18 protein-coding genes are annotated in these 16,895 nt (G+C 46.2%); 3 read left to right on the top strand and 15 right to left on the bottom strand.

Annotated elements, in window-relative coordinates:
• From NW212_RS12845 to NW212_RS12785, 14 genes are all read right to left on the bottom strand, one after another.
• A partial coding sequence (locus NW212_RS12845) for a hypothetical protein (RefSeq protein ID WP_258339037.1) occupies positions 1-880 on the bottom strand: 880 nt, incomplete at its 3' end.
• A gap of 5 nt (positions 881-885) precedes the next feature.
• Positions 886-1,905 (bottom strand): acyltransferase family protein, encoded by a 1,020-nt coding sequence (locus NW212_RS15335; RefSeq protein WP_375337994.1) that lies wholly within the window; start codon positions 1,903-1,905, stop codon positions 886-888.
• Entirely contained in the window at positions 1,884-3,041 is a 1,158-nt protein-coding gene (locus tag NW212_RS12840) for a glycosyltransferase (protein WP_258339036.1), read from the bottom strand. The genes NW212_RS15335 and NW212_RS12840 overlap by 22 nt, the downstream gene beginning before the upstream one ends.
• 1 nt (position 3,042) lies before the next feature.
• Complete coding sequence (locus tag NW212_RS12835) at positions 3,043-4,002, bottom strand: glycosyltransferase (protein WP_258339035.1); 960 nt, start codon at positions 4,000-4,002, stop codon at positions 3,043-3,045.
• A gap of 71 nt (positions 4,003-4,073) precedes the next feature.
• Positions 4,074-5,204, bottom strand: a complete 1,131-nt coding sequence (locus NW212_RS12830) for a dTDP-glucose 4,6-dehydratase (protein WP_258339034.1) — start codon at positions 5,202-5,204, stop codon at positions 4,074-4,076.
• Between the two features lie 336 nt (positions 5,205-5,540).
• Entirely contained in the window at positions 5,541-6,407 is an 867-nt protein-coding gene (gene rfbD, locus NW212_RS12825) for a dTDP-4-dehydrorhamnose reductase (protein WP_258339033.1), read from the bottom strand.
• 103 nt (positions 6,408-6,510) lie between these two features.
• Positions 6,511-7,080 carry a dTDP-4-dehydrorhamnose 3,5-epimerase gene (gene rfbC, locus NW212_RS12820; protein WP_258339032.1) on the bottom strand — a complete coding sequence of 190 codons (570 nt, stop codon included), beginning with the start codon at positions 7,078-7,080 and terminating at the stop codon, positions 6,511-6,513.
• Positions 7,081-7,172: 92 nt separating this feature from the next.
• Entirely contained in the window at positions 7,173-8,078 is a 906-nt protein-coding gene (rfbA, locus tag NW212_RS12815; RefSeq protein WP_258339031.1) for a glucose-1-phosphate thymidylyltransferase RfbA, read from the bottom strand.
• A gap of 227 nt (positions 8,079-8,305) precedes the next feature.
• The gene (locus tag NW212_RS12810) at positions 8,306-8,719 is read right to left on the bottom strand and encodes a PIN domain-containing protein (protein WP_258339030.1); all 414 of its coding nucleotides are present in this window, start codon (positions 8,717-8,719) and stop codon (positions 8,306-8,308) included.
• Complete coding sequence (locus tag NW212_RS12805; protein WP_258339029.1) at positions 8,716-8,934, bottom strand: hypothetical protein; 219 nt, start codon at positions 8,932-8,934, stop codon at positions 8,716-8,718. Before NW212_RS12805 ends, NW212_RS12810 begins: the two co-directional genes overlap by 4 nt.
• A gap of 170 nt (positions 8,935-9,104) precedes the next feature.
• Positions 9,105-9,398 carry a nucleotidyltransferase family protein gene (locus NW212_RS12800; protein ID WP_258339028.1) on the bottom strand — a complete coding sequence of 98 codons (294 nt, stop codon included), beginning with the start codon at positions 9,396-9,398 and terminating at the stop codon, positions 9,105-9,107.
• Positions 9,399-9,636: 238 nt separating this feature from the next.
• Complete coding sequence (locus tag NW212_RS12795; RefSeq protein WP_258339027.1) at positions 9,637-12,087, bottom strand: polysaccharide biosynthesis tyrosine autokinase; 2,451 nt, start codon at positions 12,085-12,087, stop codon at positions 9,637-9,639.
• 171 nt (positions 12,088-12,258) lie between these two features.
• On the bottom strand, positions 12,259-13,053 hold the full coding sequence (locus NW212_RS12790; protein WP_258339026.1) for a polysaccharide biosynthesis/export family protein: 795 nt from the start codon (positions 13,051-13,053) through the stop codon (positions 12,259-12,261).
• Positions 13,054-13,309: 256 nt separating this feature from the next.
• Positions 13,310-13,525: a hypothetical protein gene (locus NW212_RS12785; protein ID WP_258339025.1), complete on the bottom strand. Its 216-nt coding sequence runs from the start codon at positions 13,523-13,525 to the stop codon at positions 13,310-13,312.
• Positions 13,526-13,573: 48 nt separating this feature from the next.
• On the opposite strand from NW212_RS12785, the gene NW212_RS12780 reads away from it, so the two are divergent.
• Positions 13,574-13,837, top strand: a complete 264-nt coding sequence (locus NW212_RS12780) for a DUF4248 domain-containing protein (RefSeq protein WP_375337993.1) — start codon at positions 13,574-13,576, stop codon at positions 13,835-13,837.
• Positions 13,838-13,850: 13 nt separating this feature from the next.
• Here NW212_RS12780 and NW212_RS12775 read toward each other — a convergent pair whose 3' ends face one another.
• A complete protein-coding gene (locus tag NW212_RS12775) occupies positions 13,851-14,234 on the bottom strand; it encodes a hypothetical protein (protein WP_258339024.1) in 384 nt (127 codons plus the stop codon).
• 461 nt (positions 14,235-14,695) lie between these two features.
• On the opposite strand from NW212_RS12775, the gene NW212_RS12770 reads away from it, so the two are divergent.
• Positions 14,696-15,319 (top strand): hypothetical protein, encoded by a 624-nt coding sequence (locus NW212_RS12770; RefSeq protein WP_258339023.1) that lies wholly within the window; start codon positions 14,696-14,698, stop codon positions 15,317-15,319.
• 194 nt (positions 15,320-15,513) lie between these two features.
• A complete protein-coding gene (locus tag NW212_RS12765; RefSeq protein ID WP_258339022.1) occupies positions 15,514-16,779 on the top strand; it encodes a replicative DNA helicase in 1,266 nt (421 codons plus the stop codon).
• The last annotated feature ends 116 nt before the right edge of the window (positions 16,780-16,895 follow it).

Genomic DNA, 16,895 nt, shown 5'->3' with positions numbered 1-16,895 from the left:
ATGAATTTAATAGTTTTATTTTATTGAGTCTGCTGGTTGCACTTCCTGTCGAATATAATTTCATGTTGTTTACGGAAGCCATAGTTAAAGTGAATAAATCATAGTGGGCAGAATCAAATTCTTCATTGTTCTTATTGTTGATGCTGAATTCAGAAATGGAAAGCCCTGATGAATAATAGTATTTAGACATTCCATATTGGAGATGTAGTATACAAAATAAAGCCATAAAAGTATGATTCTCTACATGAGAGTAACCATTTGAGCTATATTGATGGATTAAAAAATGAATATTGCTTTGTACATGTAGAAATTTATAATTATATTCTTGTGCAAAAGATTCAGCTAGTAAAAACCTGCCTTTTGACAGATAATTATCTATTTCATCTGCTGATTTCATTGCTGCACCCACATTAAAGAAGCATAAAGAGTTTATTATGAATGAATTGCAATTACTGGAGGAGATAGAATTTTCTCCTTTTGCATGTGATGCTATTGTATAGAGGGAGTCTACACCGCAGGAGATACCCGTAGCTACCAGATTTCCTTTTTTTTCAGTTTCTTTGATATCAGTGATTATGGGTGCATTTATGATAACGCGATGCAGATGCGGATTACTATTCAATAAGGCATCGATGTAATTATAATTCAGATTGTAATATAAGCTTTCTGTGATGGGTAATGATGATTCAAAATCATATCCGTTCTTTAGCGCAAAATGCATAAATCCCATGACGTATGCATCAATGCGATCAATACACAGATAAGGAAGGCAAGCTTCATTGACAGTTGTAATTAATTTTTCCTTATTGCCGTCGATTGTCAGATTTGCCGTTATTGTTTTATCTTGAATGGATATGCTGTCAATAGTTATTTTTCTCATAATGTTTATTCTCCTATAATAAATTTGAGCCTTGTTTTCTTGATGCATGATGTTATGACAATAGAAATAAAGGATGTGATACAGAATATCAGTATTATCTGTATATAATAATTTAGTGAATCAAATACATGTAAGTAATATAGAACATATATAATCATAGGATGGAATAGATAAATCCCGAAATTGTCTTTTAAAAGTATTTGATAATATTGGCGGTTTGCATTTAGTCTTATTTTCTGTGACGTAATATTGTAGATGATGAAAATTATTGGAAAAGCTATGATATTATCCATTATTCCATATTTGTAACCTATTGAAGGATATTTTATTTGGATGAACATCGCTCCAAGAATAAGTATGCATAGCAGTGTTGTTGTTGTCCAATTTAATTTAGTTTTCCATTTGTCTTTAAAAATTATGTAATATCCCAAAAGAAAATATGGCAAGAATTTGAATGTCATGTTAAATTGTCCTCCCCAACTATGAACGTCTATTATAATAGGGAAAAAGATACTTGCTGCGAATACATAAAATGGTTTAGTAATCAGGATAGGCTTCAGTATATGCGCAATAATAAACATCTCAAATAATGATAGGAGAAACCATAAATGTTTGATATCACCTCCAATTAATAAATCTGACAGGAGATAGTTAATGTATGATTTTGATGTCAATTGGGTAAAAATTAAGCAAGGAGCCAACACTAAAACTCCAAATGATAAATAAGGGATAATTAGCCTTTTAAATTTATTAATCATGAAATCAGATGTTTTTTCATATTTTCCTTTTTTACGTCCTAAACCATATATACAACCGCTTACAAAAATGAATAACGGCATGTGAAATGAGTAGATGGCGTAGGTTATTAATGAAATTATTCGATTTTCTTCATGAGGAAAAGAACTGTTGGGGGAATATATTCTAGTTATGTGTCCTAATATAACTAGCAATATAGTAAAGACTTTGATGCAGTCAAAGGCGTTGTAACTTCTATTTGGAGAGCTTATTTGAGGATTTCTTTCCATAGGCTGATTGTTTTATCAATAGTAAAGTCTTCTGCTTTTAATAAGCAGTTTTTTGCCATTTCCATTCTCTTCTGTGGATTTCTTATAAGAAGCAGACATCTGTCAATAAATGTTTTCAGTTCATTGTCTGGAACAATGAAACCTGTTTTTCCATCATCTATGATGTCGCGAAAAACAGGAGAAGACTCCATAACTACACTGGGCACACCTCTTTCCATAGCTTCCGTTAGAGTCAGTCCCCATCCTTCAGCTGATGAGGTCATAAGAAAAATGGAAGCATTCTTATAATAGTCATTGGGATTTTTTTGTCCTTCAAATCTTATTCCGCTTAAATTGTTTCTTTCTGCATAGTTTTTATATTGCTGAAGGTCTGGACCATCTCCAACTAAAATAAGTTCCCAATCATTGATTAAATATTTTTGAGTTATTATCTTCCAAGTCTTTAATGCAGAAGAGATACGTTTGTGATATTCGCTCATACGCGCTACGACAAGAACTTGTTTCTTTTTGTTTAGTATAATATCTGGCGATGATATATCAGGGAAAGTTAATGGATTCGGGATGGCTCGTAATTTTTTATAGTCATTTAGTTTTAATAACGATGTGAAATAAGGAAAGTGAGTTTTTGAAAGCATTACGAAATAATCGGAGTTTTCATACAAGTATTTGTAAATGTTTTTGATACTTCTTTCTTCCTTATTTTCGTAATAGGGAGCAATCAGATAGCGTTTTATGGCATCAATTTTTTCTTTGTTTGTTTTTTTTCTCCAATTATGAAAGATGGTTCGTCTAGTTTGGCGTGGTTGTTTGGGGTCAAAATGAAGGCAAGTAATAACTCTTCCACCTTCTTTTTTCCATTGTTCACCTCCTTCCGTATAGAACCGTTTCAATAGCCAATCCCCGTATCCTAACTGGTTAATTACAATATCTATTTTATTGTCGGTTAGGAATTTATAGACATTTGAAATTTGTTGTTTGTGGTATATGATACTGTTATCATTTTTATGAAACTCAAGAAAGCCCATACAAATATATCCTTTTTCGCTCAATCCTTTCATGGTTAAGTCTGAAATCCGTTCTGTTCCACCGTCTTCTGGATTCAGCTCTTTTTCATACATCCATAAAATTGTTTTCATTTCAGATTGGTTTTATATATTGTTTCATATTTTGATAGCACTTTTGTATAGAATAGTCTATAGTTTTTTGTCGCTTTAATAAATTTATAGAATGGATCCACTCTTGTTTAGTCGTTACCGCATTGTAATTCTCAGTGCGTTTCTCTGAATGGTAAGGATTTTTTGTTATAATCAGCGGTTTTCCCAATCCTTCAGCATCTGCGATTGTGGATAATCCGACACAATAGTTCAGCTTGTCTTGTCGCAGTGGGCAAACAATGGCTTTAGCATTGGCCATTTCTTTCACCATCATCGGATAAACTTCTCCTGAGTTTTCAGTTATGATAACTTCTATGTTGGAGATTGGTGCGCATTTCTCTTTTAAGTTCGTATAATCGCTGCCGGCATGTGACTGGGCTGTGATGATTTTCAATGGTGCTTTTGTTTCTTTGAACACATCTATCAGCAAATCGAAATCTCGGTTTTCTTTTCCTGTTGAGATAAAATAATCACCGCTCGTTGTCGATATCTTGGCATAGAAATTTCTATCGGGACCCCATCCTGGCTCGCTGCATTTATCTTTATTGATATATCCTCCGTTGATTGTTTCTTCCATTGTCTTCTTTGAAAGAAAGAAACAATGGTTCAAAGCTTTTAGCAGAAGAGAATAGACGAATTTTGTTTTCCCAGATTTTGGAGTATGATGCAGGAAGGCGATTATAGGTTTCCGATAAATTCCGATTCTTTTTAGAAATAAAAGAAAAGCATGATTCCTGATATTCAGATTTGGGATGAATACCAAATCCGGTCTGTATCTTCTTACCAATTTATAGTCGTTGAGGAAATTAGAATTTTCTTGTTCCCAGATTACTTGATGTCCGTCTTTTTCCATTTCCACGGCACCGTATAGCCAATGGGAGGGATTCTTTCCTTCTTTGTAGAACTGATAGGTTTTAGGAGTCCCGATATATAATATCTTCATCTTATTTATACATGTAATGTACAAGGGACATCAAAATAGAGATAAGTTCGATATTGGATGCCCTTTGCATTTTATCTTTCTTTATACATCTCCTCATAATACTTCTGGTAATCTCCCGAAGTAACGTTATCCATCCATTCCTGGTTGTCCAGATACCAGCGTACGGTCTTCTCAATTCCTTCCTCAAATTGCAGGCTCGGTTCCCATCCCAGTTCGCGCTGCAGTTTGCGTGAGTCGATGGCATAACGCATGTCATGTCCTTTGCGGTCTGTCACGTAAGTGATCAGATCCATGTCTTCGCCTTCTTTTCTGCCCAGCAGGCGGTCTACTGTCTTGATGACTACCTTGATGATGTCGATGTTTTTCCATTCGTTGAAGCCGCCGATATTGTAGGTGTCAGCCACTTTTCCCTTGTGGAAAATCAGATCGATAGCTCGTGCATGGTCCTCCACGTACAGCCAGTCGCGCACATTCTCGCCTTTGCCGTAGACAGGCAACGGCTTGCGGTGGCGGATATTGTTGATGAACAGCGGAATCAGTTTTTCGGGGAACTGATAGGGACCGTAGTTGTTGGAGCAATTGGTTACGATGGTCGGCATTCCGTAGGTGTCGTGGAAAGCGCGGACAAAATGGTCGCTGCTTGCCTTGCTTGCCGAATAGGGGGAGTGGGGATTGTATTTGGTTTCTTCTGTGAAGAACTCGCTTCCGTATGCGTGGTGATGTTCGGATGAAGCCTTGGTCGTGAACGGTGATTCAATTCCTTCCGGATTGGTCATTTCCAATGCACCGTATACTTCATCGGTAGAAATGTGATAGAAACGTTTGCCTTCGTATCCTTCAGGCAGGCTTTCCCAGTAGATTTTGGCTGCTTGTAGAAGTGAAAGCGTGCCCATTACATTGGTGCGTGCAAAAGTGAACGGATCTTTGATGCTTCGGTCCACATGGCTTTCTGCTGCAAGATGGATGATCCCGTCAACCTGGTATTGCCGCATCAGCTCCAGCATTTTGTCGAAATCGCAGATATCGGCTTTCACGAAGGTGTAATTGGACTTGCTCTCAATGTCTTTCAAATTAGCCAGATTGCCGGCGTAAGTCAGTTTGTCCAGATTGATGATGTGATACTCAGGATATTTGTTGACGAACAGGCGTACCACATGACTGCCAATGAATCCGGCACCGCCGGTAATGATTATTGTTTTCATAAATACATTGATATTAATATTTATCACCAAGGATACAATATATCACAGTGTTTTGACTTTTAGACAATTATTCAACTATTACTTATAAATAGGTTGTGAACTGTTTTCAATATGGGGTGCTTTTTCGTAAGATTCCGTGGAAGGAGTTGTACTGAATTCTATTTTTCAACCACAAACCAATATCTTTTTCACATCTTCCCCACAACGAACGCAGCGTATTGCAGCGTTCTTAGTCCCCTCAAATCTAAGATATTGCCTGCTGCTTTTTCAGTCCATATTCTTTCGTATTGTATTTGTGTTCCTTCAGCGTATTCCGGTACCCTGAAGGGTAGGATGTCACTGCCCGTTGTTGGCCGCCAGCTCCCTGATGCACTTCTTCAGCGAGTCTTTCCAGTAGGGTACTTCGATGCCGAAGGTGTCCTTGATCTTGGTCTTGTCGAGGACGGAGAAGTGGGGGCGTTTCACCTTGCTGGGGAACTCGTCGCTGTGGCAGGGCTGGATGTTGCAGGTGTTGCCGCTCAGCTCGCAGATTTCCCTGGCGAAGTCGTACCACGAGCAGACGCCTTCGTTGCTGAAGTGGTAGATGCCTTGCTTGCCGAGCTGTCCGGTTTCGATGATGCGGGCAATTGCGTCTGCCAGATCGCCGGCGTATGTGGGGGTGCCCACCTGGTCGAACACCACTTTCAGGCTGTCCTTCTCGGCGGTGAGCTTCTGCATGGTCTTCACGAAGTTCTTGCCGAAAGGAGAGTAGAGCCAAGCGGTGCGGATGATGATGTGCCGGCATCCGGTGCGTTCGATGCTCTTTTCTCCGGCAAGCTTGGTGATGCCGTATACTCCCAGCGGATCGGTTTCCCAGTCTTCCCGGCAGGGGGTGCAGCGGTCGCCCTTGAACACATAGTCGGTGGATATGTGGATGAGGGTCGCGTCATTTTCTCTGGCTGCGATTGCCAGGTTCTCAACCGCTTTGTTGTTGATCAGGTCGGCGGTTTCGCTGTCGTCTTCCGCTTTGTCCACGTTGGTGTAGGCGGCGCAGTTCACGATGACCTGTATGCTGTTGTCTTTTACGGCTCTCAGCACGGCTTCACGGTCGGTGATGTCGAGCTGGGCTACGTCAGTGAATATGTAATGGTTGGAGCTGGTTTTTGCCACGCGCTGCATTTCGTTGCCGAGCTGGCCGTTTGCTCCGGTTACTAGGATGTTCATGTTTGTTTTGTTTTGTTTTTTACCACAGAGGGCACGGAGTTATTTTTACCGCAGATTATTCTCTAACTCCTCTAACTTCTCTAACTCCTTTAACTCCTCCTAATCAATACAATTGTTCGTTGTAATCGAAGAGCCATTCCGCGTCTTTCAGGCGGGGATGGTGCTTGTCTTTTTCCGAGAGGATAATCTTGTCGGACGGGATGCGCCAGTCGATGCCGAGGTCCGGATCATCCCATGCCAGTGCGCCTTCGCTTTGGGGAGCATAGAAGTTGTCGCACTTGTACTGGAAGATGACTTCGGGGGTGAGCACGCTGAATCCGTGGGCGAAGCCTCTGGGTATGAAGAACTGGCGGTGGTTGTCTTCAGTCAGTTCAACGGCCACGTGCTTGCCGAAGGTGGGGGAGCCTTTGCGGATGTCTACCGCCACATCGAGCACGGCACCCTTGATCACCCGCACCAGCTTGCTTTGCGCATAAGGAGGTTTTTGGAAGTGCAGGCCGCGCAGCACGCCGTAGGAGGACTTGCTTTCGTTATCCTGTACAAACCTGATTTCACGCACCTGGGCGTTGAAGTCTTTTTCGGAATACGACTCGAAGAAATAGCCCCGGTCGTCTTTGAACAGGCGCGGCTCGATAATTACCACGCCGTCTATTTCAGTTTTGATGATGTTCATTGTTGTCCGTGTCTTTAACCGCAGATTACGCAGATCAAATCTTTTTCCATTTTGCGCTAATCTGTGCCAGTCTGCGTTTTATAAAAATACAATTAATCGAGGTTCGCTTCTCCTGTGCGCTGTACCTCGTCGATCACTTTCAGCAGGTACTGTCCGTACTGGTTCTTGAGCATGGGCTGTGCCTCTTCGCGCAGCTTTTCGGCAGTGATCCATCCCATGCGGTAGGCGATGCCTTCCAGACACGCCACCTTCAGTCCCTGACGCTTTTCGATCACCTCAATGTAGGTAGACGCTTCGGCAAGGGAGTCGTGCGTGCCGGTGTCGAGCCATGCAAAGCCGCGTCCGAGGGTCTGCACCTTCAGTTCCTTGTCGGCAAGGAAACGCTGGTTGACGCTGGTGATTTCCAGTTCGCCGCGTGCGGAAGGCTTGATGCCCTTTGCCACCTCAACCACCTTGTTCGGGTAGAAATAAAGTCCGGTCACCGCATAGTTTGACTTGGGGTGCTCGGGTTTCTCCTCAATGCTCAGGCAGTTGCCGTTTTTGTCGAACTCCGCCACGCCGTAGCGTTCGGGATCGCTCACCCAGTAGCCGAATACGGTGGCCTTGCTTTCCTGTTCGGCAGTTCTGACCGCTTCTTTCAGCATGACGGTGAAGCTGTTGCCGTGGAAGATGTTGTCGCCCAGCACGAGGCAGACCGCATCGTTTCCGATGAACTGTTCTCCGATGAGGAAGGCTTGCGCCAGTCCGTCGGGAGAAGGTTGTTCCGCATATTCAAACCGCACGCCGAAATTGCTTCCGTCACCTAGCAGCCGTCTGAATGCAGGGAGGTCTGTTGGGGTGGAGATGATCAGAATGTCCCGGATTCCTGCCAGCATCAGTGTGGATACCGGGTAGTAAATCATCGGTTTGTCGAAGATGGGGAGCAGTTGTTTGCTGACTCCTTTCGTAATGGGGTAGAGGCGTGTGCCGCTGCCGCCGGCTAATACAATTCCTTTCATACTGTTTGTTTATTGTTGTTCACCACAGAGGGCACGGAGTGCCACAGGTTTTTTATTTTTATCGCGGATTTTCGCAGATTATTCTTTAACTCCTCTAACTTCTCTAACTCCTCTAACTCCTTGTTACCACAGAGGGCACGGAGTGCCACAGGGTTTTATTTTTTTTCGCGGATTATTCTTTAACTTCTATAACTCCTCTAACTCCTCTAACTTCTTTTTTTACTGGCTTAATCTTGAATATTTAGAAATTCAGCAGGAGTATATACTGGTATATTGGCTGTTGTAAAATCTTTTGCGTTTCTAGTTATTATGACTTGACAACCGGCTGCCGTTGCTGAGTAATATTGTACTGCATCTTCAAAATCTGTGAAATCTGATTCTATTGCGGATTGTATGATTTCAGCATTTACCGGAAGAACATCAGACAAAGATTGTAGCTTTTCTAACAGCCCCATGAGTTTATCATGCTCGCATATTTTTTTCAGTACGTAAAAAATAGTAGTGAAAGATAGAGAAGATATGCATAGCTCATATTTGCCGGATTTTCCTTTTGAGAAAAGTTGGTATGCATCTTCAGCAAAAGGCTCTCGTTTTGCCAGATAGTCAATGACAATATTGGTGTCAAGAAATATCCGTTTCATAAATATTTTTTCTTAAGTTCTTCTTCCAACTCTTTTTTGTAGTCAAAATCTTTGGGCAATTGGATGCAGCCGTAAAGTTCGTCTACGCTCTTGTCTGTTGTGGAAATTATTGCTGGCTTCTGGAAATGCAGCTTCCAACCCATTTTTTTGACAAGCTCCTTTAAAAAAGCAATGTCATTTTGCGGAATATCCAAATATACAGTTTCTTTTGTCATCGTTTGGCGTTTTTTGTTTTTTACCGCGGATTTACACGGATTTTCGCGGATTATTCTCTAACTCCTCTAACTCCTCTAACTCCTCTAACTTCTTTAACTCCTTTAACTCCTTTAATAATGATTTGATTCCTCTATGCGCCCCAACATCTGACATATTCGTTGTTCTATGTTCATACGAGAATGAGATCTTTGAGGATTGCTTGTCCGAATGGAGTGTTTTCTGTTTGCTTTCGGAAGCGTATCAAATCAACTTTACAGCCTAACAGGTTTTCAAGTTCTGTACGGATACGGGAGCGAAGCAAGATATTTGCTTCACCTTCATAAACGATGTCAATATCGCTGTCCTCAGTCTGTTCGTTTCGGGCTACAGAGCCAAATATGCCTAACATCTTTATTCCATATGCTATGGCTTTTGCTTTTTTATATTGTCGCAATAATGCCAGATATTCAGCTGTTGACTTCATGTTATAATCGTTTTTTTATATATTTCGGACTTGCTGTCGTTTTGTATATTTTCTTTAACTCCTTGTTACCACAGAGGGCACGGAGTATCACAGGGGTTTATTTTTTTACCGCAGATTTACGCGGATTATTCTCTAACTTCTCTAACTCCTCTAACTTCTCAACTCCTTTAACTCCTCTAACTCCTTTAACTCCTCTAACTCCTTTAACTCCTTTAACTCCTTTAATTTAACTCCAACTCTACTTCCCATATCCGTAGCCATATCCGTAACCGTACTTCTTGCCATAGCCGTACTTGCCGTATTTGCCGTACTTGCCATAGCCGTAGTAGTAGCCGTTCTGGCGTTTGTTCATGTCTATGTCGTTGAGCAGGATGCACATGTTCGGGAGCTTCTTCTCGGCGCGGAGGGCGTTGACTATCTCGAAGTCTGCCTTCTGGGTATAGTCGGCGCGGCAGACGTAGATGCTCATGTCCGCCTGGCGGGCGATGATCTGCGTATCCGTCACCATGCCGATGGGGGCGGTGTCGAGGATTACATAGTCGAAGCGTTCGCGGAGCGTGTCGATGGCTTTCTTCAGCGCGTCGCGTTCCACCAGCTCGGTCGGATTGGGCGGCACCTGTCCGCCGGGGAGAATGTAGAGGTTGGGCGAAACCTCCGACTGCTGCCAGAGGCTTTCCAGCGGCAGGGTCGGATCGGCAAGATACTGGGTGATGCCCCGTTCCTTGCGCGACAACTTGAACACCTTGTTCAGTCCCGGCTTGCGGATGTCCAGTCCGACGATAATCACTTTCTTGCCCATGTAGGCGAGACTGACGGCAAGGTTGCCCGCATTGAAGCTCTTGCCTTCGCCCGAAGTGGTGGAAGTGAAAAGGATGACCTTTTCGCCCGGGCGCAGCATATACTGCACGTTGGTGCGGACGGAGCGGTAAATCTCTTCCATCAGGTCGTTCTTGTTCTCCCGGATCACGATGGGGTTTTCCTTGGAAAGGTCGGTATGGGGCACGTCGCCGATTACCGGGATGCTGGTTATCTTCTCGATATCGGTCCGGGTTTCAATCCTGAACTTGAGGAGGTTGCGCAGGTAGAGGAATCCCACTGGAAGCGCAATGCCCAGTATCAGGGCAACCAGGTAGTACATTTTCCCGTTGGGCGATACCGGAGCGCTGCTTGCCATCGGCGTATTGATGATACGTCCGTTGTTGGCGGTAGCGGCAAGGGTGATGGCGTTTTCCTCACGCTTCTGCAGCAGCATCAGGTAGAGGTTCGCCTTGATTTCCTGCTGGCGCGCGATGCTCACCAGTTCGCGTTCCTGTTGGGGGGCGCTGCTGATGCGCGATTCGTAGCGTTCCGCCTGACGGTTGAGGTCAGACTGGGTGATGAGGAGCCCTTTCTTCACGCTCTCTACCGTGGTCTGCACATTGACGCGCATGGCACGGATGCCGGCATCCAGTGTCTTCACCGCAGGGTTATTTTCGGAAGAAGTGTGGAGCAGGCGCTTGCGCTCGATCAGCATCTGGTTGTAGTTGTCGATGGCGCTGCTCAATCCCTGGTCGCTTAATCCCACATTGGCGGGTATCACCTCCCATTCGTTTTCGGGGTTGTTGATGTATCCCTGCAGGAACTCGACCAGCCGGAGCTGGGTGCTGTTTTCCGCACGCTTCTGCGTGTATTGTGAGTTTTCCTGCAAGGCGAGCTGGGCGTCGCTGGTCAGGTCGGTCAGCCCTGCCTGCTGCTTGTAGCTGGCAAGTTCAGCCTCGGTCGTTCCCAGTTCCTTGTTGATGATCTGGATACGCCCGTCGATGAATTCAGCGGTTTTGCTTGCCACCTCGTTCTTGTCGTTGTTGGCATCTTCGTTATAGAGTGCCACGAGGGTATTGATGAAGTCGGCAGCCCGCGCGGTGTTCGTTTCGTTCAGATTCAGTGCCACGATGCTGGTGGTTTTGCTGGTGGGTTCGGCCGACAGTCTGGCTTTATAGCCTGCGGCTACAGAAACGGGCGACTGGATGGTCGCTTCCACCGCAAGCGCTTCCTTGATTTCGGGAGCCTTTGCCAGCGTGTCTTTGGGCAGGGTATTGTCGGCGAGCGTTACGACACCCACAGGAAGGTTGAGTATGGCAGGCAGCTTGTCGAAATGCTGGGTTGTTTCCTGCTCGTCGCCCTCCCGTTCGCTTACGTAGCGTGCGGTAACGTCGGCTGATCCGTCCGGCTGCCGGGTGATTTCCATTTTCAGGGGAGCGTAGAGCTTCTGCGCTTCCTGCGGAGTCATCCATACGCTGACAGGACTGTTCTTATACGGTTCGGTCGGATAGCCGAAACTGCGTTTCTGTGCATAATGGATGTACAGGTTCTGCTTCTCGACCACCTTCTGCACCAGGTTGCGCGACTGGATGATTTCTACCTCGTTGTCGAATTTGCTCGCCATGGAAATCATGCCGAGCGACTGCATGTCTTCGATCATGCCGCTGCCGAAACCGCCCTGTTTGGGGTCGCTCTCTTTGATAAGCACCGTGGCGTTGACGTTATAGACAGGCGTCTGGAAGCGGAGGTATATAAAGCAGATAATCAGTGCCGCTGCTGCGCACCCCACAATCCAGGGCCAGTACATCAGGTATTCCATCAGGATGGCCTTGTAGTCTACGGGCTTTTCTTCTTCATTTTCGAACGAGTCGGTATAGAGTTCTTCTTTCATTGCAGTTTGGTTGTTGAATTTTGGTAATTAATGATTGACGGTTTATTAAAGCAGGTGAAAATATAAATCAGCTTTCATTCTGTCATCCTGATCAAAATGCTTCGTTCAACATGACATTATTTTCGATGGAGCTAAATTCTGTTTTGACACACCCTCCTGAAAGAGCCGCTTTTAATTGGTCAGCGTCACGATCAGCGTGGCGAGAGAAATGAGTATCGATACGCCGGAGAACCAGAAAGAGGTCTGTGTGCCGACATCGGAGTTCTTGGCTTTCTTCTGGTTCGGCGTGACATAAACCACGTCGTTCTGCTGGAGGTAGAAATAGGGCGAGCCGACTACATTGGCATCATTCAGGTCCAGTTCCACGATTTTCCGTTCACCCTGACTGTCTTCACGCATCAGCTTCACGTTGTCGCGCTGTCCCCAGATGGTCATGTCGCCTGCAAGGGCAAGAGCCTCAAAAATATTTACCTTTTCGTTCGAAACGGTGAAGGTGCCGGGGCGTGTTACTTCGCCCAATACGGAAATCTTGTAGTTGACCATACGCACGTTTACGATAGGCGTTTCTTTCAGGTAAGGCTGCAGCTTTTGCTGGATCATCTTTTCCACGTCGGTCTTGGTCATGTCGCCGATGTGGAGCTTTCCCAAAACGGGGAAGTCAATGTTGCCATCGTTGTCTACCAGGTATTGCTGGAGTACAGGCTGGGATGTCAGATTGTTGCTTTGTGAGAGGCTTATGGCATTCGGAATCGTCAGGTTAAACGGCACTGCCGCCTGCGGATCCGTGGTACTTACCGTGATGGTGAGCAAATCCTTCGGCATAATCTTCGCGTCATAAAGTGATTTGGGAAGTTGGGATAAGTCGACTGTTTCCGAGTTTTGGAGATACGGAACTTTTTTGTAGGAAGTGCATGCGCCCGTCAGCGCTGTGAGGACAATCATGCAGAGCAGTTTGAATACTTTCATGAATGCTTGTAGAGTTTTTGATTTGTGGCAGTTTTTTCTGCTGTTACAAATCGGTTACAAATTCTATCTTAATAAGTTGCGGTATAAGTAGGCTTCGCCGTTACCTGTCCCATTTGGGGCGGGTAAAATGGTTTATTGTTCCACACGGGTGCAAAAATAAGCCATTTTATCTATTGTTCAAAGTGATGGGGTATTTTTTTTTATTTTTCCCATCATTTAACTCAAAATAACCCGTTAAGTGATGTTGTTTTACCCGTTATGTTTGGGGGGCACCACAGAGGCCACAGAGTATCACGGGGTTATTTTTTACCGCAGATTGACGCAGATTATCCTCTAACTCCTCTAACTCCTCTAACTCCTCTAACTTCTTTAACTCCTTTAACTCCTCTAACTCCTTTAACTTCTCTAACTCCTCTAACTTCTTTCCTAACTCCTTCCCCAACTTCTTTCCCCAATTCCTTGCATAATTCACAGAAAATCAGTATATTTATGGTGGATTAAACGAAAAATTCATGTGACTATGGAAAGAATCAGCTATTTGAAAAGAATGGCGGAAGAGCCGGACGAACGACCCTTCCGCATGAGAGTGTACAGAAAAAGTGAGCTTGCACAGCTTTACTTCCCGTACGCGGCGAAAAAACAGGCACTAAACAATCTCAACCGCTGGATCAGGCGCTGCGAGGCACTGCACGCTGCCCTGACCGAAGCCGGGTATGTGAAAAACCGGTGGTTCTTCCTCCGGCCGGAGGTGGAACTGATTGTCAGATACCTGGGCGAGCCGTAACCTTGCGGCCCGCTCAGCCCCGTTTCCTGCGCCTCTTTGCCGGACCGATAAGCACGTGCTCTCCTTGCCGGAGCGTGTCGGTGTCGTCGGCCAGCCGGATAACCAGCGATTGCCTCGTGTGGATTGCCGTTCGTGCCAGCGCAAGAAGCCTTGTTATCCTGATCGACCGTTCCGATACTTCCATCATCCCGAGCGACAGCAGCGCCAGGGTCTTCACGCTGAAGTTGCGGGAAAGGTCGGTGAACGCATGGCTGGTCAGCCCCGTGATGATCGTCAGTTCGGTGATGGTGACGGACAGCCGCTTGAATGTGGAGCGGAAAAAGCTGCATACCAGAACGGCGTGTTCCATTTTTTCTTCTTCGGTCAGACTGACGCTTTTGTAGATGCCTTTTTTCATAAGTCTAAAGTTTAAATTACATTAAATTTCACTTTGGCGAAAAAAATCGCCTTTCTCCCGTTTCTCGAAGAAGCAAAATTCAAAGGGGTAGGGGTTTCTTTCTTTATTTTTTCTTTATTAATAAGGTGTGTTTGAGGTTTCGTGGTGTCGTTCGTGGTTCCCTCGTGCTCGTAACCTATTAATAAACAGTGATTTAAGTGTGACTTTCGTGGTACCCTCCCTTGACGTCCTGAGGCGGTTGCAACAAAAACAGAACTTAACCTTCTGTAAAACAGAAATATAACCGCTCCCGAAAGAATTCTCTCTCCGAAAAGCTTAACATATTTAGTTTAAAGTTTTGATTAAATCAAATAAAAAATGCGGCATAGCCATCCATGGCTATATTTTTAATTTTATAATGCTGATATTTGTGCCGTGATTCGGAATGGAGTCGCATTTCTGATTTTAAAATTTTACTGACTATGAAACATTTGATGGCTGTTTTGGAAAATCCGAGAAGAGGGGGACAGATTGTGCTGCCTCGCAGGCTGCTGGAACTGATGTTCGACAGCACGCCTGTGAAAAACGACGCGCAGGCTTGCGTGATGATTCTGCTGCGCTGCTGCTACGACGACGAGGGCGGAGAAGGGGGGCTGAAAATGGGAGAGATGTACGCCACGGTAAGCGGCCTTTCGGAAGAGCTGCACTGGTCGAAAAAGCGGACGCTGCGCCTGCTGGGGCAACTGAAGCGGGCGCTGCTGCTGAAGATGAGTTACCGCAACCGCGAATCGTCGCTGTTTACGTGGATGAACTATGAGGAAACGTGCCGGCTGCGGCGCAGGGAGATTTCGCCGAAGTCGGTGGGCGAGGCGCTCATGAGCGAGCGGGAGAAGGCGGACTTCGACGAGTTCTGGAGGCTTTACCACCAGCGTGCGCGCCTGACACCGCACGACCGGTTTCTTGCCATGCACGCCTGGACCGCACTGACACCGGAGGAGCGTGTGCTGGCGGTGGAGCGGATGGAGGACTATTTCTATTCGCTGGCAAGCATGGAGCATGTGCGGACGGGGCTGAATTACCTGAAGTACAGGAGCTTCATGAGGTAGGTTGTTGGTTTGCGGTTAGGGAAGAAGTTAGAGAAGTTAGAGGAGTTAGAGAAGTTAAAGAAGAAGTTAGAGGAGTTAAAGGAGTTAGAGAAGTTAAAGAAGGAGTTAGAGGATAATCTGCGTCAATCCGCGGTAAAAATAATTCTGTGCCCTCTGTGGTAAAAACAAAAAAGTTGACTTTAAATTTTGAAAAAATGATCTACAACGAAGAAATTGAAGAGGCTGTGCTGGGCGCGCTGCTCATTGACACGGCGGTTGCCGGAGAAGTCCTGGGAGGCTTGAATCCGGATATGTTTTACATCGAGAAGCACCGGCTGATTTATGAGGCCGTCGTGTCGGCATTCAACGCAAACAAACCCATCGACATTCTGGTAGTGACGGAAGAGCTCAGGCAACTGGGGACGCTCGAGCGGGCGGGAGGTCCGCTGGGAGTGGTCACCGTGACGCGGACGATGCTTTCGTCGGCGCACATCCAGCGCCACTGCCTGATTCTGTATGAGTATTACGTGCGCAGGGAGCTGTGGAAGATCCTTTCGGCCGAGATTGCCGGGTGCGAGGATATGACCGTCGACGTGCTGGAGCAGGTGATCCGCCTGCAGAAGGAGCTGGACTTGCTGCTCAACCGCTCGCCGCTGGAGAGTCACCTCAAGCGGGTGGACGAGGTGATGGAGCTGACGATGGAGCGCATACGCAGGCGTGTGTCGGGCAGCAGGCAGGGAGTGACCGGCATTCCGACGGGCATCCCGAAGCTGGACGAGATCACCGGAGGGTGGCAGTCGGGAAACCTGATTCTGACAGCCGCGCGTCCGGGCATGGGAAAAACGCAGCTTGACCTGCGCTTCGCTACGACGGCGGCGAAGGAGGGATACACTGTGCTGTTCTTCACGCTGGAGATGATGAACGTGGAGGTGGGCGAGCGGATGCTGCTCGTTGACAGCGGGATTGACTACAGGCCGGTGAAGCGCGGAATCGTTTCGGAGAGTGACATGGCTTGTCTGGACCTGGCGCTGAAGCGGGTGGGAGGCCTGCCGCTGTATATCGACGACACGCCGTACATCAGCATCGACCAGCTGTGCTGCATCGCGAAGGGGATGAAGGCGAAGCGGGGAGTGGATCTGGTGATTGTGGACTATCTTCAGCTGCTGGGGGTGGTTGCGAAGCACGGAAGGACGCGCGAGCAGGAGGTGTCGGAGTGTACCCGCAAGCTGAAGTCGCTGGCCCGTATGCTGGACTGCCCGGTAATCGTGTCGAGCCAGCTGAACCGTCAGGTCGAGTCGTCGTATGACCACCGTCCGGAGCTCCGGCACCTGCGCGAGAGCGGCGCGATCGAGCAGGATGCCGACCTGGTGCTGATGCTGTGGTGTCCGGATAACGGCGGCTCGCCGAGGCGTGAGCTGATCGTGGCGAAGAACAGGCACGGGGAAATCACGCAGGGAAAAGAAGGGATTGAGTTCGGGTGAGTGCCTTTTTACCGCAGATTTACGCGGATTATAATAAGAAACTGTTTTGAATTTCTCCAAAAAGTTTTTCTTGGCTTGATGTATTCGTTTTCGTGTGTGCTTTGGGCTATTTTTTG

It is taken from the genome of Bacteroides sp. ET225 (assembly GCF_024733745.1).
Taxonomy (GTDB): domain Bacteria; phylum Bacteroidota; class Bacteroidia; order Bacteroidales; family Bacteroidaceae; genus Phocaeicola; species Phocaeicola excrementipullorum.
The sequence above is the reverse complement of the archived record's forward strand: the minus strand, read 5'-3'. Positions and strand labels throughout refer to the sequence as shown.